The organism is Agarivorans sp. D1326, from assembly GCF_056958115.1.
In genome coordinates, this window is the sequence record NZ_JBTWEN010000012.1 from 55,706 (window position 1) to 75,850 (window position 20,145).

A 20,145-nucleotide genomic window follows, 5' to 3' on the forward strand; every position below is an offset into this window, starting at 1 on the left:
GTCTAGGGGCTGTTTATCTTTCGAGCTGATTTTTGCTGCAATTTGTGGCTTATTAATACAAGGCAGAAGCTTTAACGTGTAGTGAGCCTACATGAGAAGCTGATAACGAAGTAGAAATAAGCCACAAATGCTGCCCGAAGGGTTCGGCTAAAATCGTTTTATGCTTTTTTAAGGCGAATTTACCTAGAATGCTAGGCTACACTCGCTTTGCCGCGCCTAAAAAGATTTTTTCGCGAACAAAAATTAACCGCGAAAGATAAACAGCCCCTAGTTATTGAACAAAGAGATGGATTAATGTTTGAAGAATTTGCCCAGTGGTTAGAGCAGGAGCAAGCTCAACTAGCCACGTCTAATTGGTTATTCGATGTATTTGTCGTGTTAAGCATCACTCTGGTGGCCTTTTTGGTTTGGCGTATTTTAGCCTCACGCATGAGCCGCCTAACCGAGAAAACCAAAACCGTATGGGATGACGCTATTTGGTTTTCACTTTGGAAACCGATTAACTGGATGATTGCGGTAGTGGGTTTGTCATTAGTGGCAGTTGCCTTTGCTAATGCCTTGGATTCAGACTTTAAGCCTTACATTCCAATTATTCGCCAAGTGATGGTTGTGTTCATGTTTGCTTGGGCAGCCATGCGCTTTGTGCGCAGAGCCGAAGAGCAGCTGATAGTGGTGGGTAAAGATAAAACCACCGTGCAGGCTGTGGCTAAGTTATGCCGAGCTGCTGTAATCATTTTGTTTTTGTTGGCGGTGTTTCAAACTTTAGGCTTTAGTATTTCTGGCGTATTAGCCTTTGGCGGTATGGGCGGATTAATTGTTGGTATGGCCGCCAAAGATCTGTTGGCTAACTTTTTTGGTGCTCTGTTGGTCTACTTTGATAAACCCTTTAAGGTGGGTGATTGGATCCGCTCGCCCGATCGCAGCATTGAAGGCACGGTTGAAAACATAGGCTGGCGAGTGACTAAAATTCGCACCTTCGACAAACGCCCTTTGTACGTGCCTAACTCCATTTTTTCTAGCATTGCCGTAGAAAACCCCAGTCGAATGAGCCATCGGCGAATCAAAGAAACCATTGGTATTCGTTATGATGACGCGAGCAAGATGAGTAAGGTAGTGGCTGAAGTAGAGCAAATGTTACGCAATCATCCCGAGATAGATACCAGCCAAACCTTGATGGTAAATTTTGACAGCTTTAATGCTTCGTCACTGGACTTCTTTATCTACACCTTTACTAAAACCACCAACTGGGTGAAATATCACGAAGTGAAGCAAGATGTGTTGAATAAGATCGTAGAGATTGTGGAAGCTAACGGTGCCGAGTTTGCCTTCCCTACTCGTACTCTTCATTTAAACCCTAGCCCAGCAGATCTAGAAGCATAATCAAAAGAGCAGAAACAGCAGCGGTGCTGTTTCTGCTAAAGCTTCTAGTCGTCTATTAACCCCTGCATATTTATTCTTTGTTTAAGCGTAAAACCTCAAAAACTTACTGGTGATTTTAGCCTATTCTTATGGCTTTAGGCCAAATGGCTTTATTTTTATCCTGTAAAATTTAATTTAACCTTATCAAAATTTAGTAATTCAGCAGAGCAGTAGCATATTTGAGATAAATAAGGTTTAAATTTTGGATTTAGATCTATTTGTAGTTTAAAAGTTCGGTTGTGCGAAATATGTTGCTGTATGTGATCGGTGTATTGTTTTTAGTCTAGATAAATAAGTTGTTAAAACCCTATGTGATAGTGCCAGCTTCAGGAGGGCGACTTGTGAAACACTGCAAACTTAGGGTAAAACAACAGCCAATGGGGTGAAATCTGCATTATGGTTTAATGCGGCACTTCTGCAAACACACTCAATATAACAAAAAGCTAACATGGAGTTATCAATGACTAAATGGACAAAATCAGCTTCAGGGGTAGCGGTATCGCTAGCTCTATTTGGCGCTGCTACTTTTGCACAAGCAGCAGACACAATTAAAGTAGCAATTGCTGGCCCAGTAACTGGTCCGGTTGCGCAATACGGTGACATGCAATTTGCTGGTGGCGGCATAGCAGTAGAATTGCTTAACCAAGCTGGCGCACTATCTGGCAAACAAATTGAAGCAGTTGTTTACGATGATGCTTGTGAGCCAAAACAAGCCGTGGCCGTAGCCAACAAAATCATTAACGACGGCGTTAAGTACGTAATTGGTCACCTTTGTTCTGGTGCAACTCAGCCAGCGTCAGACGTCTATGAAGATGAAGGTGTATTGATGATTACGCCTGCTTCAACTAACCCAGACATCACTACCCGTGATTACCAACTTATTTTCCGCACCATTGGTCTAGACAGCGACCAAGGCCCAACTGCTGCACGTTATATCATCAATGCGGTTAAACCTGAGCGTGTAGCCGTGATTCACGATAAGCAACAATACGGTGAAGGTATTGCTACTTCTGTGAAAAATGAGCTAGAAGCTGCTGGCACTAAAGTGGTGGCTTTTGAAGGTGTAACAGCCGGTGATAAAGATTTCTCAGCACTAATTGCTAAGTTAAAGAAAGAAAACGTAGATTTTGTTTACTACGGTGGTTACCACCCAGAGCTAGGTTTGATTCTTCGTCAGTCTTCAGAAAAAGGCCTAAAAGCCACCTTTATGGGGCCTGAAGGTGTGGGTAACAAAGACATTTCTGCGATTGCTGGTGCAGCTTCAGAAGGTTTATTGGTTACGCTTCCTAAGAAATACGACTTAGATCCTGCCAACAAACCAGTGGTAGATGCTCTAGTTAAAAATGGCGACGATCCTACAGGTCCGTTCGTATGGACAGCCTTTGCTGCAATGCAAAGTATTGTTGCTGGCGTAAATGCTGCGGGTGATGATCCAGAAGCCGTAGCCGAATTCCTACGTGGTAACACCGTTGAAACGGTTATGGGCCCACTTCAGTGGGACGCTAAAGGCGACCTTAAAGGCTTCGACTTTGGTGTATTCACTTGGCACGCTGACGGTTCTTCTTCAGCAGCTAAGTAAGCACGTAATACCACACCGGCTAACGATAAGTTAGTCGGTGTTTCTGTTTTTAAGACACTAAATATACCAAACAAGATAAGTCAGCTGGGTAACAAGGTTATCAGCGGTTTGGGCCGCAACACTGAATACACTTACTTGCCGGTATAGGTGGCGTTAGCCACTAGATTGGGGCAGTTATGTCTGAGCAATTTTTCTATTTCTTTCAGCAGCTAGTTAATGGTTTAACCATTGGTAGCACCTACGCACTTATCGCCATTGGGTACACCATGGTGTACGGCATTATCGGCATGATTAACTTCGCACATGGTGAAGTGTATATGATCGGTAGTTACGTCGCGTTTATCGTGTTAGCTGCATTGGCCTTAATGGGCCTAGACTCCTTACCTATTTTGTTATTTGGTGCGTTTGCAATAAGCATCATTATTACCAGCGCCTATGGCTGGACCATTGAAAAGATCGCCTATCGGCCAGTGCGCGGCGGTAATCGCCTAATTGCGCTCATTTCGGCCATTGGTATGTCTATCTTCTTGCAGAACTTGGTGCGACTGTCGCAGGGCAGTCGAGACATTGCCATGCCCAGTTTAATTACTGGTGGTTGGACATTTGGCCCAGAAGATGGCTTTAACCTAACTATTTCCTACATGCAGTTAGTTATTTTTGTAGTGACCTTTGTCACCATGATTGCACTAACCACCTTTATTACTCACTCGCGCATGGGACGTGCCTGTCGCGCTTGTTCTGAAGACATCGGCATGGCCAACCTATTGGGTATCGATACCAATAAAGTTATCTCTCTCACCTTTGTGATTGGTGCTGCATTAGCTGCAGTAGCGGGTGTGCTATTGGGTATTTATTACGGTGTAATTAATCCTTACATTGGCTTTATGGCAGGCTTAAAAGCCTTTACTGCAGCGGTATTGGGCGGTATTGGTTCTATTCCTGGGGCAGTGGTAGGTGGTTTGTTGTTAGGCATTACCGAGGCAATTACCGCAGGTTACTTTAGTACTGAATACAAAGACGTAGTGTCGTTTGGTCTATTGTGTTTTGTATTGTTATTTATGCCTACAGGTTTACTTGGTAAGCCGGAGGTTGAGAAAGTATGAGTAAGCTCAATCTCTCTGGTGCGTTAATTTCTACCATCACTTTTATGCTGTTGGCCGGCTGGCTATTGGGCATTCGTATGGAGCCAAGCAGCAGTGGCTTAAACTTGGCTTTGGCCGATGAAGGTCATCTAAAATGGTTATTCATTGGCATGGCGGCAGTATTTGTTAGCCAGTTACTTAATCCGCTTTTATTTAAGAAAAAAGTCGGAAAAGCCCCAAGCAAGGGTTTTAACTTTAAACTGCCTAGTCCTGAGCAAAACCCAAAGGCTTATCGCTTGCTGGTGTCTTTTGCCTTAGCTGGCGCAATTATTTGGCCCTTTATGGTAAGCCGTGGCTCGGTAGATTTGGCAACGCTCACGCTTATTTACGTGATGCTAGGCTTGGGCCTTAATGTGGTGGTTGGTTTAGCCGGCTTGCTGGATTTAGGTTATGTAGGCTTTTATGCAGTAGGTGCATACACTTATGCGCTGCTAAGTGCCGACGGCTTTGGTTTTTGGCTTTGTTTGCCTATTGCTGGCGCTATGGCGGCCTTGTTTGGCTTTTTATTGGGGTTCCCAGTATTGCGCCTACGGGGTGATTACTTAGCTATTGTAACGCTAGGTTTTGGTGAAATTATTCGCCTATTGCTGAATAACTTAACTCACCTTACCGGTGGCCCAAACGGGATCAGTGGTATTCCTAAACCTACCTTGTTTGGTTTGGAGTTTAACCGCCGCTTGAAAGGCGAGGGTTTTGATACCTTCCACAACTTTTTTGGTATTAGCTACAACTCGCAATACAAAGTGATTTTCTTGTATTTAATGGCCTTGTTATTGGTGGTGCTAACGGTAATTGTGATTAACCGTTTATTAAGAATGCCAATTGGCCGTGCATGGGAAGCACTACGTGAGGACGAAATTGCCTGTCGCTCATTAGGCTTAAACCCTACTGTAGTTAAGTTGAGTGCCTTCACTATTGGCGCTGCCTTTGCCGGTTTTGCCGGTAGCTTTTTTGCTGCACGTCAGGGCTTTATTAGCCCCGAATCTTTCACCTTTATTGAATCGGCAATTATTTTGGCGATTGTGGTACTGGGCGGAATGGGCTCGCAAATTGGTGTCGTTTTGGCGGCGATTATTATGACGGTATTGCCAGAGATGGCGCGCGAATTTAATGAATATCGCATGTTAATGTTTGGTTTGATGATGGTATTTATGATGGTTTGGCGACCACAGGGCTTATTGCCAATGTCTCGTCCTCATATTGAGTTAAAAGAGGAGGCCAAGGCATGAGTGCTTTATTAGATGTAAATGGCCTTACCATGCGTTTTGGTGGCTTATTGGCGGTAAACAATGTTGCCCTTAAGCTAAACGAGAAAGAAGTGGTGTCGGTAATTGGCCCAAATGGGGCGGGTAAAACCACGGTATTTAACTGCTTAACAGGCTTTTATAAACCTACCGCTGGGCAAATTCTTTACCGGGGCGAAGCACTTCAAGGTTTGGCGGGTCATCAAATTGCTCGCAAAGGCGTTGTTCGTACCTTCCAACATGTTCGTTTGTTTAAAGATATGAGCGTGGTCGAAAACCTATTAGTGGCGCAGCACCGCCATTTAAATACCAACTTCTTAGCGGGTTTACTAAAAACGCCAAGTTTTAAAAAGAGTGAGGCAGATGCCTTAGCCTTTGCTGAATATTGGCTTGATAAGGTTGATCTAAAAGAGTTTGCCAATCGCAAAGCGGGTAATTTGGCGTATGGTCAGCAGCGCCGCTTAGAGATTGCCCGTTGCATGGTAACGCGTCCAGAAATTTTGATGCTTGATGAGCCTGCCGCTGGTTTAAACCCTAAGGAAACCGACGATCTAGACCGCTTGATTATGGACTTGCGTGACAACGAAAATGTATCGGTATTGCTGATTGAGCACGATATGAAGTTGGTGATGGGCATATCAGATCGTATATACGTGGTTAACCAAGGCTGTCCTTTAGCCAATGGTACGCCAGAAGAAATTCGCAATAACCCCGAGGTGATTAAAGCCTACTTGGGCGAGTTTTAGGCTGAGGTAGAAAATAACAATGTTAGAGTTAAAAAATGTTTCAACCCACTACGGCCCAATTCAAGCTCTGCACGATGTAAGTGTAAAAGTGAACCAAGGCGAGATTGTGAGTTTAATTGGTGCCAATGGCGCCGGTAAAACCACTTTGCTAATGACTTTGTGTGGCGACCCGCGAGCCAGCAGTGGCCAAGTATTGTTTGACGGTAAAGACATTACCAATAGTCAAACCCACGACATTATGCGTGGCGACATTGCTGTGGTGCCAGAGGGCCGCCGGATTTTCTCGCGTTTAACCGTTGAAGAAAACCTGCACATGGGCGCGTTTTTTGCGACTAAGCAAGAAACCGCCGAGCGCATTGAAGAGGTGTATAGCTTGTTCCCGCGTTTGTTAGAACGGGTGAGTCAGCGCGCGGGTACGATGTCTGGTGGTGAGCAACAAATGTTAGCCATTGGCCGCGCCTTAATGAGCAATCCTCGTTTGCTGTTATTAGATGAGCCTTCACTTGGTTTGGCGCCAATTATCATTCAGCAGATTTTTGATATTGTGGAGCAGTTGCGCCAACGTGGAATGACGGTGTTTTTAGTTGAACAGAATGCGAACCAAGCGTTACGCTTAGCCGACCGCGGTTATGTACTGGAAAATGGCAGGATTGTTCTTGAAGACACAGGTGATAACTTGCTGGTGAACGAGGATGTGCGTAAAGCCTATCTTGGCGCCTAAATGCTTTTCCAGAACTAATTTAAGCAAGCTTCGGCTTGCTTTTTTTATGCTTACAGCTAGGGTCTGTTGAACTTTGCTGATGGATTTTGCAGCAATTTATTAGCCATTTAGGCAAGGCAGTGAGTGTGCAGTTAAGTGGTCTTAATAATCACTCGCTAACGCTGAATAAATGGCTAAGAAATGCTGCCTGAAGGGTTCGGATAAGCGAACTTTACTCTTTGTTAAGCACTTCTTGCTTAGCCCACTAGGCTTCTAAGTGCTCGCCGCGATTAAAGCCCGCTTATCTTGAACAAAATTTCAACACCAAAGATCAACAGACCCTAGTAATCTCCTTATGGTTTGTGGCTTTTTCTTTGTCCTTAAACCAGTTAAAGTGAAACAAAAATTACGGCGGTGAAAAAGATGATGGAACAGTTTGAACAAATTGATGTAAATGGCGCTCAGCAAAAGCTCGCTGCAGAAGGCGCGGTATTGCTAGATATGCGTGATCCGCAGTCTTTTTCTCAAGCTCATCCAGTTAATGCCTTTCACTTAAGCGATGGCAGCCTAAATCAGCTTATTTCGGAAACCGAGTTTGATACGCCACTTATCGTAATGTGTTACCACGGTATTTCTAGCCAAGGTGCTGCACAGTATTTGATTCACCAAGGCTTTGAAGAAGTATATAGCCTGCAAGGTGGCTTTGAAGCCTGGCGCCAAGTTGCTCCTTTTGAATCAGGTGATGTTGAGTGAAGCAATTAATCGTAATGGGTAACCCTCGGGTCGCCCAAGCTTTTGTCGATTACATGGCAGTGCTTAAGATTGAGTGCCAATTGGCACCAGCTGATCAAGGTGTGGCGGTTTTCTTAATTGATGAGCAACATCTAGATAAAGCTGAATATGAACTCAAGCAGTTTATTGAAAACCCTAACGACGAAAAATACCTAGCAGCTTCTTGGACTGTGGCGGATAGCCGTAAAGCTAAATTCTCTTATGGTGGAAAGGGGCTGGTTAAAAGTGCTTTTTTTGCACATGCCGGCCCAGTTACTTTGGCGGTTTTGCTGATTTCCGCCGTGGTTTATTTGTTTATGAACATTGGTTTTGAGCGTTATTTGATGCTCAACCTTACCATTACGCCACAGTTGAGTATGTTAGCCTCAGATCAGTTTTGGCGAGTGATAACACCTATCTTTCTGCACTTCTCGGTGATCCATATTGTCTTTAACGGCTTGTGGTGGTGGCAGTTGGGGGGCGAAATTGAACGCCAGCTAGGTAGCTCTAAATTATTGCTGATTACCCTTGTAGCAGCGGTAATTCCCAATGTGGCACAGCTGCTGGCAACTGGCCCCTACTTTGGCGGTTTGTCGGGGGTAGTGTACGCCTTACTGGGATACTGTTGGTTTACTGGTTGGTTGCGCCCGCAGGCTGGCTTACAGCTTAGCCCGGCTATTGTTGGCTTTATGTTAGTATGGCTGGTCATTGGTTTTATGGACGTGGTGGGGCCTTCTACTGCTAACTTGGCCCACTTATTTGGTTTGTTTGTTGGTTGTGCTCAGGCGCTGTTAGATAAATTTTTCGACAAGCAGCAGCCCAATTAACAACTAGCTTTATTGGTATAAGTACTTAGTGAACAGCAATTTGCTCACTAGCTTTTTACCGGTTTCTTGTACCAATAAATCGTTAACCGCTTCTTGGCATAAAATGCGAATTTCTTCGCGGCCTTTTAAAGACTTAATGTCTTCTTCACGTTGATGACCCAGTATCTCGATAATTGCGTCGCGAATGAGTGGTGCGTGGTGCTCAATGCTGCTTAAAGCACTTTGGTTCTCGACCATTACTTCGGCAGTAATGCGCACATAACCAAGCTTCTTGCCGGTGCTAATGTAGTTAGTAATGATATCGGGTTCGAAGCCAAAATATGCATAACTAGAATTTCCTGCTTCTTGGCTGTAGGCCAGCGAGGAGAAGAATAAGCTGCAACATAACAGCAAGCTGTGAACAAATTTCATGCGACGGTGTATTTCCTTGGTAGTCCTAGCTTTATTGTTTCTGTTAGCGGGCACTAGGTCAAGCTGGTGATGGAAAATAATACAAGACTTGTTAAGGGCTGTTGGCCTTTCGAGCTGATTTTGCAGCAATTTATGGCTTATTTATACAAAGCAGAGGCTCTAATGTTTATCTAGCCTGCTAGGCTGTACAGGCCTTGCCGCGCTTAAAGCGATTTTCTCTCGAAAAAAAATCTAACCGCGAAAGACAGAAACCCCTAGTAAAGCCTCTTATTAACTTAGCTTAACCCCACAAATTTTACTGATAAATGTAAGGCAAATCAGCGAAGCATTCGTACAAAGTAGAGTTTACTTTAAACCGCTGTTTACTGGATAATGCCAGTCTAATTCTTTGCAATGTGATCGCGTGAAACCAAATCAACAGCAGCCTTGCGGGGCCGATGGCAAGTGGCAATTGCCACAACAAGTAAGAATGACAGCACTACAGTTGCGTGACTGGCTAGAGTACCCAGGTTCGTTGACCGCGCGCTTACGCCAACATTGCCAGCAGTTCTCTATTCAAGTGTTGTTTGAGGGGTACGCCGAGATAGCCAATCATGAGTTAGAGACCTTGGCCTGTACAGGACCCTATTGGGTGCGTGAAGTACTGCTATGCTGTGATGGCGAGCCGTGGGTATTTGCGCGCAGCGTGATACCTAAAAGCTCCTTAGAAGGCGATGCCGCAGAGGTAAGCCGTCTCGCTAGTAAACCACTAGGTGAGTTACTGTTTACTGATAAAGGCCAACGACAAACTTTAGAGTTAGCCCAAATTGACCAAAGCTCGGCAATTTACCAGCATGTTAAAGACCAGCAGCCTTTGTGGGGGCGACGTTCACGTTTCTTATTAGCCTCGGCACCATTATTGGTTTCTGAGATTTTTTTGCCATCTTGTATTGCCTATCAAGGAGAAAGTGGTGTTGCAGCTAGCTAACGCAAAACCCTATTGGCAGTTAATGCGGGCGGACAAGCCTATTGGCACTTTATTGTTACTGTGGCCGGCTTTGTGGGCACTTTGGTTAGCCGCCGAAGGATTACCCGATTTTTCTATTTTGCTGGTGTTTGTATTAGGGGTGTTTTTTATGCGCTCGGCTGGCTGTGTGATCAATGATTTTGCCGATCGTAAAGTGGATGCCCATGTGAAACGCACTGCTCAGCGTCCGCTGGCCACCGGAGTGGTAAGCGAGCGTGAAGCGCTCACCTTATTTTTTGGCTTGGTGGTGTTGTCGTTTCTGTTGGTACTAAGCCAAAACACCCTTACCATTTTACTATCTTTTGCAGCCCTTGTATTGGCGGCAATTTACCCGTTTATGAAACGCTATACCCATTTACCGCAGCTGTTTCTTGGCTTGGCCTTTAGTTGGTGTATTCCCATGGCTTACGCGGCGCAAACCAACACAGTGCCTGCCGAGGCGTGGTTGCTATTAGTGGCTAATGTGTGTTGGACGGTGGCCTACGATACTAAGTACGCAATGGTTGATCGTGATGACGACTTAAAAGTGGGTATTAAGTCTACCGCCATCTTATTTGGCCGTTTCGATAAACTGATAGTGGCGCTGTTACAGGCTGCCAGTTTGCTGTGCTTGGCGCTTTTAGGTCATGTGAAGCAATTAGGTTTTATCTTTGATCTTGGTTTGCTCGCTGCAGCGGTATTGTTTGTCTATCAGCAAAAATTGATTAGGTATCGTGAGCGAGAAGCGTGTTTCCAAGCTTTTTTAAACAACAACTATGTAGGTTTGGCGGTGTTTATAGGCATAGCCAGCCATTATGCATGGCTGGCTATTAGTGCGGCTTAAGCTTCTAAATCTAACAATTCACTGATCGATTGGTACACTCCATCGGCCAGCAATGGCGAGAGTTGCTTGAACAAACCCTCTGCAGATTGACTGTCACTTAAGCCCTGCTCGCGAATTAGTGAGAGCAAGTTGGTGGTAATGCGCTTGTCGTAATATTCCGGCGCGTCGATATTGTGTAACTGCGCTAAACGTTGTGCGCCGGCCAATGCTTGCTGTTCTAACTCTGCACGCTCTAGGTGAGGGCGCTTGGCTAGCAATGCCGCAACAATGGCGTAGCGGTGCAAACTTTCTTGAGCCACTTGAGCTAGCAGCAACAAACGCCCACGACGTTGGCTGTCAATGTTAAAGCAATCGCCTTGATCACTAATTAGTTTTAGTGCGGCAAATTCTTCTAAGTAGCGGTCAGCCAAGTTGCTCATGTCACTTACTTGATAACGCAGGAATAATTCACCTTTTAGCAAAGGATAAAGCTGCTCAAGTAAGGCGACTAATTGGCTACGGCACAGGCTGCGATGTTGCAATAACGCGGTGGCGATAAAGGCTGGAATAATCAGTAAGTGGATAATGTTATTGCGATAGAAATTAAGCAGTACCTGCTGTTTTTCATCTAGAGCAATAATTTCGCCTAGGTAGTCGCTGCGAATTTCAAACTTGTCGAGGCTAATAGCCTGATCTAACAGTGTTTCTGCATCCACTTCCGGTAGTGTTACGTGGTCACTATAAGGCACATTTTCGATTAAAGATGTGTATAAACTTATCTGCTTAACCAGTTGCTTGCGCGGCAGGGCTCGGTTCTCGGCAGCTAATAAAATAGTGGCGCTTAAACACAAACCATTTACCGCAGCGGCGCTGTTAATATTCACCATTAACTGGTTGGAGATATCGTTAACCGCAGGCACCAACCAGTTGGGTTTTAAACCTTCTTCTGGATGTTCTCGCCACTCCGGCGCTAGTTTGTTTAAGCTTTGGTTTACGTTAATCGGCTCGCCAAAGTTTACATAGCCGTGGCCAAAGTTGCGCAATTTACGCAGCATGCCAAATAGTGAAAATAACGACTCTTTATCTTTAGATTTTCCTTTTAGCTCTTTGTAGTAAGTGCCTACTTCCATTACGTGTTCGTAACCAAAGTACACGGGAACAATGGTTACCGGGCGCTCTAAGCCTTTTAGCATGGCTTGCACGGTCATGGCTAACATGCCGGTTTTAGGTGGTAATAAACGCCCAGTGCGGCTGCGACCGCCCTCGGTAAAGTACTCTACCGAATAACCGCGGCTGAACAGTTGTCCTAAGTACTCTCTAAATACGGTGGAGTAGAGTTTGTTACCTTTAAAGCTGCGGCGAATAAAAAACGCGCCAGAGCGGCGAAAGAACGGACCGGCAGGCCAGAAGTTTAAGTTTACCCCAGCTGCAATGTGCGGCGGCACCATGCCTTGGTGGTATAAAACATAAGACAGCAGTAGGTAGTCCATGTGGCTACGGTGACAAGGTGCGTAAACTATCTCATGGCCTTCTTGGGCCAGTTTACGCACTTTTTCTGCGTGGTTTACCTCAATGCCTGAATAGATTTTGTTCCAAACCCAACTGAGTACCGCGTCGGCCATGCGTAAGTTACGGTACGAGAAGTCGGCAGCAATTTCTTCTAAGTATTTTAAAGCGGCTTGGCGAGCAGCAGCCTTATCGATATTCTTGGCTTTTGCTTCTTCATTAATCGCTTCGCGAATGGTTGCCGAAGCCAGTAGCTGCTCAAACATGTGGCGACGGTTAGGTAATTTAGGGCCGGTTGCGATCATTTGCATGCGGCTAAAGTGAATTCGGGCAACACGCGCCAGTTTGTGTCCGATACGTTTGTCGGAGCCTTGGCGTTGCGCCATGTCTTTAAGTGAAACCGGTGGACTAAAACGGACTAAGTTTTCACGGCCTTTAAAGATAACCTGCCAGGTTTTCTTTAACACCCCAGCTGGGCGTTCTGGCTTGCCGCCCATTAAGTCGTCTACACTCTCACGCCCCGGGTAACGGTCCCAGAACAACTTAACTGGCACTAGCTGCGCGTTGTGGCTTTCGTCACTACGGTGAATGGCCAAGGCGGAGGTGAATTGCTCAATGGTTTGCTCTAGGGTTTCTCCATTGCCATCAACTAAAAAAGCTACCCGTTTATGCGCTTCGCCAGCAAACATTACCGGTTCAAAGGGATCGGGTAAGCCAAGTTCTTTACAGGCTAGCTGTAGAGTTAATACATCGGCCAATGAATGACTAGGGATCACATAAATAATCGGTTGAGTTAAATCTAAATTGAACTCAGTGATGGGATTGTCTGGGACAAATTTTCCGCGAGTAAAAAAGCCAATTATTGCTCGCAAAACGGCTAAAACTGGAGAGGGTAAATGTAACATCTCAAGAGCTTATAGTGGTGAATTGATACAGGGCATAGGGTAGCAGACTTATCTAAATTTGGCTTTGATTTGATGCAATATCTTAAATAATTCAGGATCTAGATAAATAACTGAAATAAGGCTCAAGAGTTACTCTGGGTAGGTTATTCTTGCTGCAAAAATTCGTTTATTTGGTTGCGGATGCTATTGTTAATGATATGTTACTAAGGATTTTCATTAGGCTTACCACGCTAAGGAATGTGTTATGACCCTGCCCACAAAAAGCTCAGTATTCGCCTTATTGCTATTTGTTTCATCAATGGTTCAGGCGGCCTTTATTACCACCAATGAAGCGGCAATGGATGAAATATATTCGCAAGCTAGCTTTGGCCAAAATATCATCGATATTCGTATTGGTACGGCCAGCGAGTTGGTGTTTCCGGAGCTGCTTGATATAACCACTAGCGCAGAAGTTACCCAGTTATTTAATCAGCACGTTGGCCCAGCCAATGTAGTTAACTTCTATTTCATCGACACTATTAGCGCCTGTGGCAGCTTTGTGCTTACGGGGATTGTTGGTTGTGGTGAGTACTTTGGTAACGATTTTGTGGTTGAGTCTTCCTATGCTGCAGGGTCTTTTGGTGGAGAGCTATTAGCACACGAGCTCGGTCATAACTTAGGTTTGCCGCATAAGGATGGTGCGTTTTTGATGAACCCATCTTTGAACAATCAAACCCTGATTACGCCTGATGAGGTTGAGCGTATTTTTAACAGCCCCTTAGTGCAAGGCGATGAAGATTACTATTGGATAGACATTAATCCAGTGCTGATTGTGGCAGAAGCTACCAGAGTTAGTGAGCCGCTGTCGGCAGGGTTGTTTGCCAGTATTCTGTTGATGCTAGCTTGGAGAAATGCTGGCTTTAAAACAAACAAGGGTGTAACAGCTTAACTGTTACACCCTTGTCATTAAGAGTTCGAATTACTTTTCTAGTTTAAGAAAGTAATCGAAAATCTCTGGTACATTGCCGTTGCCTAGGCCTGCATCTAGTGCAGCGGCCAAGTTAGCAGAAGAACCTTCAGCGATTTTAGACTCAGTACCTAAGTCTTTAACCATTTCTAAGAAGTAGCCAAGGTCTTTGTTTGCATTAGCAATAGAGAAACCTAAGTCACTAACACCATCTACAGCGTAATTTTTACAAAACTGCATGAACGGTGAGTTAGAAGGGCCAGCTGACATAATGTCGAATAACTGTTGGCGGTTTACACCAGCGCGGTCGGCTACAGCAAATGCTTGCGACATAGCAACAACAGTAGTCATACCCATAAAGTTATTTACTAACTTAGTAGTGTGACCAGCGCCAAGAGCACCTAGGTGGAATACATTTTCACCTTGCTCGTCTAATACCGGTTTAACTTTGTTAAAGGTATCGATATCGCCAGCTGCCATAATGTTTAGCAAACCATCTTTAGCGTGAGCAGGAGTACGACCTAATGGTGCGTCAATCATGCCTGCGCCTTTCGCGGCTAGGTCTTCACCAATCTTACGGGTAGAGGCTGGGATAGAAGTACCAAAATCTACTAATACCGCGCCTTCTTTAATACCAGCTAAAATGCCGTCGTCAGCGTAGATAAGTTTTTCAACTACTGCAGAAGTGGTTAAACAAAGCATTACAATGTCACTAGCTGCTGCTAGTTCTTTTGCTGAGCTTGCTTCTTTAGCACCACGAGCAACACACGTTGCAACAGCCTCTTTATTTAAGTCCATTACATTTAGTTGGTAACCGCGCTTTTGCAGGTTTTCAACCATGTTGCCGCCCATAAGACCAAGGCCGATGAAACCGATGACAGGTTTTGTCATTTTCAACTCCAGTAAATCATATTGTATTATTAATAGGGTGTAAGCATATACCTCAGTCACTTTTTAAGCAATTGGCCAGCGGCTTTAATTTATCTTAAAGTACGAATTATTTGATTTTGATCGTACAAAAGCCGCCCTTTATTGCTCTTCCTTCAGAGATTTCGTATTAGGTGATAGCTATTGTTGAGCTACTTCTTCAGTTCATCTATAGCCTGAAGTTCAGAGGGGTTGATTTATTACTCTGCACTCTCTGTGCAGAATCTTTTCTGGCTGGCTGCTAATTTCCGTCGTTGATTTTTCGAACCTTTAAGAGAACTAACGATGGGTAAGTTAACAAATGTGGCCTTGGTAAGCTGTTTATTGTCTGGCTATTCACAAGCTGGGGAAACTGACTCGGTGCAGGATATGTCGGATCCTCTTGCGGTGTATACCCAAGTAGGTGCTGGCTATACCAATACAGGGCTTAACTTAAAGCTAGGGCAAACCTTTGATACTGGTGAAGACACCACCATGGGCATGCATGTATTCGAGGTAAAAGGCATTTTAGGTGACACTTTGAGTAGTGATGAAAGCGCCAGAGATAGCGTGCAAAGTTTACGTTATAGGAAGTTTGAGGCCGATCTTACTAATGGGCGTGGTTCGCAAATAGATAGCAATTATGATTTTGAGAATGAGTCTGGTTCTATTTCCTATAGCATTATTCAATCGCTGCCTGCTTTAGGGCCGTTACAGTTGTTTCCTCTTGCTGGAGCAGGTTTTGCCTTCGGCAACAATGTTATGGGAGACAACGGCGAAGTGATTAGTGGCTATTCGGTACCTGGAACATTTGGGGTTGTTGGCACCTATAGCAAACTCACTCTTACCGAGAACATTTGGCTAAATTATAATCCAATGTGGATGACCACATTGTCGGGTTCTAACCATTATAAAAGCGGTGCTTTTGGCGGAGAATCTCAGGTGTTTGCTCACGAATTTGCGGCGTCTTATCAAATTAACCCAAGATTTAACCTTCGCTACTTTGCGAATTGGACTCAGCATCAGCGCTTTAACGAAAGTGCCCACCGCCTCGAGTTCAACTACCAGTTATAGCTGCGGGTCTACAATTAGATAAGCCAACGTTTTCTCTATTAAATGCTGGAGTATAATAGAGAGAACTACGCCACTGCTGTTGGAGCATAGCTTTGAAAGAAACGGCACATTATCAAGCAAACGGGTTTAACAAGCTGTTTGACGAAGCACAATTTCCGCTCTTAGCTCTTGCCTTGCAAACCAGCGCCCTTCGTAAAACTTTTCGGGCTGGCGACACTATCGTTTTTCAGAATGAAGCGATTGATAGGCTAGGTTATTTAACCGAAGGAGAAGCAGAGATTGAGATCCTCTCTGTAGATGGTGAAATGCTAATTGCAGAAAAATTTGTTTCTGGCTCCCTGCTAAATGCCGTTTCTTTTCTTGATGGGAAAACCTCGCCGGCAACGGTTGTTGCGGTGTCGGAATGTACCGTACTATTTCTGGCTTACAGCAAGTTAAGAAGTGAAGCTAAGTTGGAACATGAAGCGAAATTGCTTTCCGGTTTATGCGCTGCAGCGCTGTATCGAATGAGCGAGCAGCTGCTTTCTACCTCTTTGCTTATGCCACTTAAACAGCGTGTACTATTGCGCTTACAAAGTCTTAAACAACTTGATGACGAAGTATTAATTACTGCCGAAAAGCTAGCGGCTTACTTAGCCGTAAGCAAACACCGGGTTCATCGGGTGCTTAAAGAGCTCGAAAAAGACAGCAAAATAATTAACACCTACGGCGCAGTAAAACTCTTAGATGGCTAACTGCTCTAGCTTAGATCTTGTTTCGTCATCTACTTGATGTAAACGCACTAAACCAAGAGAAAGAGCTTGTTGCATGCTTATTGAACGAGTAATCAGAGCTTGCAGGCCCACCTGAGTCAACATCACCACCTTAGCTGTTGATTCTGGCTGTTCTACATCGATCCTTATCGGTGAAGGACTGGGTAAAAGGTGTGACCACAATGGAATGTCGGCTAATACAATATGTAGGCCTTCAATGTGATGCTCATGTAAGGATTTTGCAAATATTCTTAACCACCACGATGCACGTTGAAAGGTAGCTGCTGGTGGCAGTGGTTTAAGCGCTTGCAGATCATCACTTTTCTCTAAAAATATCGAGTTGATAAGCAGTTGTGATGCACCGGGCAAATCTAGTTCACCTTGCTCTGCACCAAAATGTAAGGGGCATGCAGCAGCTGCGCCCGATAGCATCATGCTAATCGCTATTACTGCCAATTTTTTCTCACGAAACATTGTTGTTAATCTTTTAGTTTTTAATACCACGCGAATGATAGCAGTGAAAAATTCACTCAAAGTTGCAGCTTGCGATTTTTAAAACGCTCTCGCCAATTAGGATAGCTGGCATCAATTATCAACGATAAACATGTGAGATTCTGTATGCCTAAGTTTTCCAAAGTTGCTGCTTTTGTTGCAGTGTTTGCTACTAGTTCGGTGTTTGCCAACAGCTCGTTAGTTGTTGAAGAAAAGAGTGTTATTAGCGCCTCGGGTGCTGTAATTGCTGAGAGCCTGAACAATAAAGATGCTCAATATACCGACGGTGCTTATCAGGTTGCACCTGGAGTATGGTCATTAACTGGTATGGGGATGGACAATGTAAACGTTATTGAGACGGCAAACGGCATTGTTGTATTTGACGGTGGATTGAACCGAGCGTATGCCAAAAAAGCCATCTCACTGCTACCAGAGAACATAGCTAAGAAACCCGTAGTTGGGCTTATTTATACCCATTGGCACTACATTGTGGGTGCGGGTGAGTGGAACCTAAGTGAAGACACCGTGGTGGTGGCCCATAAAAATCATAAGGAAGAGTTTGGAGCTGCTTTGTCGACCGATTCACCAATGGCAACGGTGCGCCAAGTGCGAGCGGGCATTCAGTTAGGTGCATTTCTTCCTGAAGAAGGACCTGATTCGCCATCAAAAACAGGAATGGCAAAAGTTAGCTTTACGGCCTACGATATGGAAGCTTACACGCCGCCTACCATGCTAGTGGGTGATGAAGAGACCTCTATCATAATTGATGGTATGGAGTTTGTTACCCACATGGGGCACACCGATACTATGGATGGCCTCAGCATTTATGTTCCAGAGAAAAAGGTCACTGTAGACAATACTTATTGGGCTCATGGCTTATTCAATTACTCAACTTTGCGTGGTGATCGCTGGCGCGATATTGGGTTGATGGAATCTTCAATTGAGTGGCTATTGTCTAAAGATGTAGAGCATAGCCTGAAAGTTCATGGTAAGCCGGTATCAGGTGAAATATTTAAAGAGCAACTTGAGCATCAACTAATTGCAACTCGTGCACTGATTTCTGAAACCGAGAAAGCAATTGGTTTGGGTATGTCTCCCGACGAACTTCAGTACAGCGTGAAAATACCAGAGATTGTTGCTAACTCTCCTTGGATGGAAGAAAACTACGGTGAGTGGACTTATCACGTTCGTCGTTACTACAACCATGTTATGCATTGGTTTGGCAATGATTCAATTGACCTTCACCCACTGCCAAGAGATTTAGAAGCAACCAAGATGGTTGAAGCGATGGGCGGATTAGACAAAGTGATTAACTTGGCTAAACAAGCTCAAGCAGACAACGACCACCAATGGGCTGCTCAACTTGCCACTTATGCAATTCGCGCTGGTGAAGAAAAGGCAAAACAAGTGAAAGCTGACTCTTTACGCGCTATGGCCCAGAAAGCATCGGCATCTAATACCCGTAACTGGATGCTTACCCACGCTCTAGCCTTAGAAGGTAAAATTGAGCTGCCAATAGTGCTAACTGGCGAATACTAATCTCAATCAAAAGCCTGCGCATTGTGCGTGGGCTTTTGTGCAAAGATAGTGGAGTGTATTGATGAAAAAGCTATTTGCTATTTACCTGCACAGCATGATGCGTCTAGCTGAGCATAGTCGCAGTATGAGATGGCTATTGCGTAAAGGAAACACTGCTCTGGTAAAGCACTTAGTAAAGCAATATCAGAAAAATGGGCTGAGTGCCTGGCAAGCTTTTTGGATCCCCGCGTTTAGCGAATATGGGAAGTATCGAGCCCCTTATTTGGTTAAGAAAATGAATATTGACCAACACTCTGCTCGCGCTATTGGCTCTTACCATGACTATGAAGATCCAATATTTGGGGTGGAAGGGCATTGGGAAATAGATGCGAATGGAGATCCGGTTAGAGTCGAAACAGCATGTGTTGCTTGCGAAGATTTAATGCGAGAGTCACAAGATCCTAAATGCAGTGGCGAGTTTTGTCGGCACATTGTGTCGGCAATGGAGAATGCTACCGGTTGTGCCATTAACCCCAATTACAAGGTCGAGATCATTGCGCTACTTACCGAAGGTGACGAGTCATGTCGGTTTGTTCATCACATCAATTAATGGGTTTACCTAATTTGTACTAAAAGAGTGGTAACTAACAGCTATGCATACAGCCACATATAGCTTGGTTGAAAATACACTTATAAGGAGATATGGAACCAGCCAAGAACTTGCTAAAGAAATGATTAAATTAGGAAAAGTGCAGCAGCTTAATAAAGGCGACTTCATCTATTTTCAAGATGGAAGGTCAGAATTTATTACCTTTCTAATTACGGGGATACTGGGTTTTCACCAATCGGGTAATGGTAATTCTGGGGTGTACGTTAATATTATTTATCCTGGAATTATTCTAAACGAGACTCAGTTTTTTATGGGAGGAAATTCGCCCTTAGACATCAACACATCTTGCGAATGCCGAGTGTTAACCTTGTCTTTCAAAAAAGCGCAAAACCTTATTGCTAGCTCTATAGAATTTAACCAGATGCTGAATCAATCTATGGCTAAAAAGCAGCGAGCACTAAGCCGATTGTTTCATCTTAGCTCTGAGCGTCCTCCTCAGAAAAAGGTATACAAAGCCCTAGAAGTACTTAGTGATCTAAACCAAGATGATGTATTACCTATCAATATACTGTCCTTGGCATCGTTACTTAATATGTCTAGAAACACTGTGGGCAGTGCACTAAAAACGCTGATTTCTAATGGCATTATCGACAAGGCTCATCCAGGATATCGGATCGCTAAAAAGGATCTAACTAGTTAAGCCAAGTGCTTCATATTGTTTACGGTGTGCGAGTCATGCTTTCTCGAAAAAACGCCGTAATGTTAATTGCTTTTTAGGTCTCTCAGGAG

Annotated in this window: 20 protein-coding genes; 16 read left to right on the forward strand and 4 right to left on the reverse strand. The window is 44.4% G+C overall.

Features of this window, described 5'->3' with window-relative positions; genetic code table 11:
- The first annotated feature begins 294 nt into the window (after positions 1–294).
- From ACYFDN_RS18910 to glpG, 8 genes are all read left to right on the forward strand, one after another.
- A complete protein-coding gene (locus ACYFDN_RS18910) occupies positions 295–1,380 on the forward strand; it encodes a mechanosensitive ion channel family protein (RefSeq protein WP_338623424.1) in 1,086 nt (361 codons plus the stop codon).
- Between the two features lie 499 nt (positions 1,381–1,879).
- Positions 1,880–2,998, forward strand: a complete 1,119-nt coding sequence (locus ACYFDN_RS18915) for a branched-chain amino acid ABC transporter substrate-binding protein (RefSeq protein ID WP_152783596.1) — start codon at positions 1,880–1,882, stop codon at positions 2,996–2,998.
- Between the two features lie 176 nt (positions 2,999–3,174).
- On the forward strand, positions 3,175–4,101 hold the full coding sequence (livH, locus tag ACYFDN_RS18920) for a high-affinity branched-chain amino acid ABC transporter permease LivH (protein WP_016399757.1): 927 nt from the start codon (positions 3,175–3,177) through the stop codon (positions 4,099–4,101).
- Positions 4,098–5,369 carry a high-affinity branched-chain amino acid ABC transporter permease LivM gene (locus ACYFDN_RS18925; protein ID WP_483512341.1) on the forward strand — a complete coding sequence of 424 codons (1,272 nt, stop codon included), beginning with the start codon at positions 4,098–4,100 and terminating at the stop codon, positions 5,367–5,369. The genes livH and ACYFDN_RS18925 overlap by 4 nt, the downstream gene beginning before the upstream one ends.
- Positions 5,366–6,130 carry a high-affinity branched-chain amino acid ABC transporter ATP-binding protein LivG gene (gene livG / locus ACYFDN_RS18930; protein ID WP_016399755.1) on the forward strand — a complete coding sequence of 255 codons (765 nt, stop codon included), beginning with the start codon at positions 5,366–5,368 and terminating at the stop codon, positions 6,128–6,130. Before ACYFDN_RS18925 ends, livG begins: the two co-directional genes overlap by 4 nt.
- A gap of 19 nt (positions 6,131–6,149) precedes the next feature.
- A complete protein-coding gene (locus ACYFDN_RS18935) occupies positions 6,150–6,851 on the forward strand; it encodes an ATP-binding cassette domain-containing protein (protein WP_016399754.1) in 702 nt (233 codons plus the stop codon).
- 405 nt (positions 6,852–7,256) lie between these two features.
- A complete protein-coding gene (gene glpE / locus ACYFDN_RS18940) occupies positions 7,257–7,583 on the forward strand; it encodes a thiosulfate sulfurtransferase GlpE (RefSeq protein WP_472591540.1) in 327 nt (108 codons plus the stop codon).
- On the forward strand, positions 7,580–8,428 hold the full coding sequence (gene glpG, locus ACYFDN_RS18945; RefSeq protein ID WP_040306577.1) for a rhomboid family intramembrane serine protease GlpG: 849 nt from the start codon (positions 7,580–7,582) through the stop codon (positions 8,426–8,428). Before glpE ends, glpG begins: the two co-directional genes overlap by 4 nt.
- 9 nt (positions 8,429–8,437) lie before the next feature.
- Here glpG and ACYFDN_RS18950 read toward each other — a convergent pair whose 3' ends face one another.
- A complete protein-coding gene (locus tag ACYFDN_RS18950; protein WP_016399751.1) occupies positions 8,438–8,839 on the reverse strand; it encodes a flagellar basal body-associated protein FliL in 402 nt (133 codons plus the stop codon).
- A gap of 403 nt (positions 8,840–9,242) precedes the next feature.
- On the opposite strand from ACYFDN_RS18950, the gene ACYFDN_RS18955 reads away from it, so the two are divergent.
- Complete coding sequence (locus tag ACYFDN_RS18955) at positions 9,243–9,806, forward strand: chorismate--pyruvate lyase family protein (protein WP_483512342.1); 564 nt, start codon at positions 9,243–9,245, stop codon at positions 9,804–9,806.
- Entirely contained in the window at positions 9,793–10,668 is an 876-nt protein-coding gene (gene ubiA / locus ACYFDN_RS18960; protein WP_016399748.1) for a 4-hydroxybenzoate octaprenyltransferase, read from the forward strand. The genes ACYFDN_RS18955 and ubiA overlap by 14 nt, the downstream gene beginning before the upstream one ends.
- Here the strand turns inward: ubiA and plsB are convergent.
- Positions 10,665–13,058 carry a glycerol-3-phosphate 1-O-acyltransferase PlsB gene (gene plsB / locus ACYFDN_RS18965; protein WP_483512343.1) on the reverse strand — a complete coding sequence of 798 codons (2,394 nt, stop codon included), beginning with the start codon at positions 13,056–13,058 and terminating at the stop codon, positions 10,665–10,667. The two genes, ubiA and plsB, sit on opposite strands and share 4 nt — an antisense overlap.
- Positions 13,059–13,302: 244 nt before the next feature.
- Here plsB and ACYFDN_RS18970 point away from each other — a divergent pair, with 244 nt between their 5' ends.
- Complete coding sequence (locus tag ACYFDN_RS18970) at positions 13,303–13,986, forward strand: zinc metalloprotease (RefSeq protein WP_483512344.1); 684 nt, start codon at positions 13,303–13,305, stop codon at positions 13,984–13,986.
- Positions 13,987–14,016: 30 nt separating this feature from the next.
- Here the strand turns inward: ACYFDN_RS18970 and ACYFDN_RS18975 are convergent, their stop codons facing one another.
- Complete coding sequence (locus ACYFDN_RS18975) at positions 14,017–14,895, reverse strand: NAD(P)-dependent oxidoreductase (protein ID WP_016399745.1); 879 nt, start codon at positions 14,893–14,895, stop codon at positions 14,017–14,019.
- Positions 14,896–15,216: 321 nt separating this feature from the next.
- Here ACYFDN_RS18975 and ACYFDN_RS18980 point away from each other — a divergent pair, with 321 nt between their 5' ends.
- Together ACYFDN_RS18980 and ACYFDN_RS18985 are read left to right on the forward strand one after the other, a co-directional pair.
- On the forward strand, positions 15,217–15,984 hold the full coding sequence (locus ACYFDN_RS18980; RefSeq protein ID WP_483512345.1) for a hypothetical protein: 768 nt from the start codon (positions 15,217–15,219) through the stop codon (positions 15,982–15,984).
- A gap of 92 nt (positions 15,985–16,076) precedes the next feature.
- The gene (locus ACYFDN_RS18985; RefSeq protein WP_483512346.1) at positions 16,077–16,718 is read left to right on the forward strand and encodes a Crp/Fnr family transcriptional regulator; all 642 of its coding nucleotides are present in this window, start codon (positions 16,077–16,079) and stop codon (positions 16,716–16,718) included.
- Here ACYFDN_RS18985 and ACYFDN_RS18990 read toward each other — a convergent pair.
- The gene (locus ACYFDN_RS18990) at positions 16,707–17,210 is read right to left on the reverse strand and encodes a hypothetical protein (RefSeq protein WP_483512347.1); all 504 of its coding nucleotides are present in this window, start codon (positions 17,208–17,210) and stop codon (positions 16,707–16,709) included. The two genes, ACYFDN_RS18985 and ACYFDN_RS18990, sit on opposite strands and share 12 nt — an antisense overlap.
- Positions 17,211–17,354: 144 nt before the next feature.
- Between ACYFDN_RS18990 and ACYFDN_RS18995 the strand changes: the two genes are divergently transcribed.
- From ACYFDN_RS18995 to ACYFDN_RS19005, 3 genes are all read left to right on the forward strand, one after another.
- Positions 17,355–18,767: an alkyl sulfatase dimerization domain-containing protein gene (locus tag ACYFDN_RS18995; RefSeq protein WP_483512348.1), complete on the forward strand. Its 1,413-nt coding sequence runs from the start codon at positions 17,355–17,357 to the stop codon at positions 18,765–18,767.
- Positions 18,768–18,828: 61 nt separating this feature from the next.
- Positions 18,829–19,356 (forward strand): hypothetical protein, encoded by a 528-nt coding sequence (locus ACYFDN_RS19000; protein ID WP_483512349.1) that lies wholly within the window; start codon positions 18,829–18,831, stop codon positions 19,354–19,356.
- 121 nt (positions 19,357–19,477) lie between these two features.
- Positions 19,478–20,056 carry a Crp/Fnr family transcriptional regulator gene (locus ACYFDN_RS19005; protein ID WP_483512350.1) on the forward strand — a complete coding sequence of 193 codons (579 nt, stop codon included), beginning with the start codon at positions 19,478–19,480 and terminating at the stop codon, positions 20,054–20,056.
- The last annotated feature ends 89 nt before the right edge of the window (positions 20,057–20,145 follow it).

Excerpts from the sequence above, each read along its gene's own strand:
- ACYFDN_RS18950 (WP_016399751.1), bottom strand. The coding sequence starts at position 8,839 with ATGAAATTTGTTCACAGCTTGCTGTTATGTTGCAGCTTATTCTTCTCC.
- livG (WP_016399755.1), top strand. The coding sequence starts at position 5,366 with ATGAGTGCTTTATTAGATGTAAATGGCCTTACCATGCGTTTTGGTGGC.
- ACYFDN_RS18935 (WP_016399754.1), top strand. The coding sequence starts at position 6,150 with ATGTTAGAGTTAAAAAATGTTTCAACCCACTACGGCCCAATTCAAGCT.
- ACYFDN_RS18995 (WP_483512348.1), top strand. The coding sequence starts at position 17,355 with ATGCCTAAGTTTTCCAAAGTTGCTGCTTTTGTTGCAGTGTTTGCTACT.
- ACYFDN_RS18915 (WP_152783596.1), top strand. The coding sequence starts at position 1,880 with ATGACTAAATGGACAAAATCAGCTTCAGGGGTAGCGGTATCGCTAGCT.
- ACYFDN_RS18970 (WP_483512344.1), top strand. The coding sequence starts at position 13,303 with ATGACCCTGCCCACAAAAAGCTCAGTATTCGCCTTATTGCTATTTGTT.
- ACYFDN_RS18980 (WP_483512345.1), top strand. The coding sequence starts at position 15,217 with ATGGGTAAGTTAACAAATGTGGCCTTGGTAAGCTGTTTATTGTCTGGC.
- livH (WP_016399757.1), top strand. The coding sequence starts at position 3,175 with ATGTCTGAGCAATTTTTCTATTTCTTTCAGCAGCTAGTTAATGGTTTA.
- plsB (WP_483512343.1), bottom strand. The coding sequence starts at position 13,058 with ATGTTACATTTACCCTCTCCAGTTTTAGCCGTTTTGCGAGCAATAATT.
- ACYFDN_RS18925 (WP_483512341.1), top strand. The coding sequence starts at position 4,098 with ATGAGTAAGCTCAATCTCTCTGGTGCGTTAATTTCTACCATCACTTTT.
- ACYFDN_RS18910 (WP_338623424.1), top strand. The coding sequence starts at position 295 with ATGTTTGAAGAATTTGCCCAGTGGTTAGAGCAGGAGCAAGCTCAACTA.
- ACYFDN_RS18975 (WP_016399745.1), bottom strand. The coding sequence starts at position 14,895 with ATGACAAAACCTGTCATCGGTTTCATCGGCCTTGGTCTTATGGGCGGC.
- ACYFDN_RS18990 (WP_483512347.1), bottom strand. The coding sequence starts at position 17,210 with ATGTTTCGTGAGAAAAAATTGGCAGTAATAGCGATTAGCATGATGCTA.
- ACYFDN_RS19005 (WP_483512350.1), top strand. The coding sequence starts at position 19,478 with ATGATTAAATTAGGAAAAGTGCAGCAGCTTAATAAAGGCGACTTCATC.
- glpE (WP_472591540.1), top strand. The coding sequence starts at position 7,257 with ATGGAACAGTTTGAACAAATTGATGTAAATGGCGCTCAGCAAAAGCTC.
- ACYFDN_RS19000 (WP_483512349.1), top strand. The coding sequence starts at position 18,829 with ATGAAAAAGCTATTTGCTATTTACCTGCACAGCATGATGCGTCTAGCT.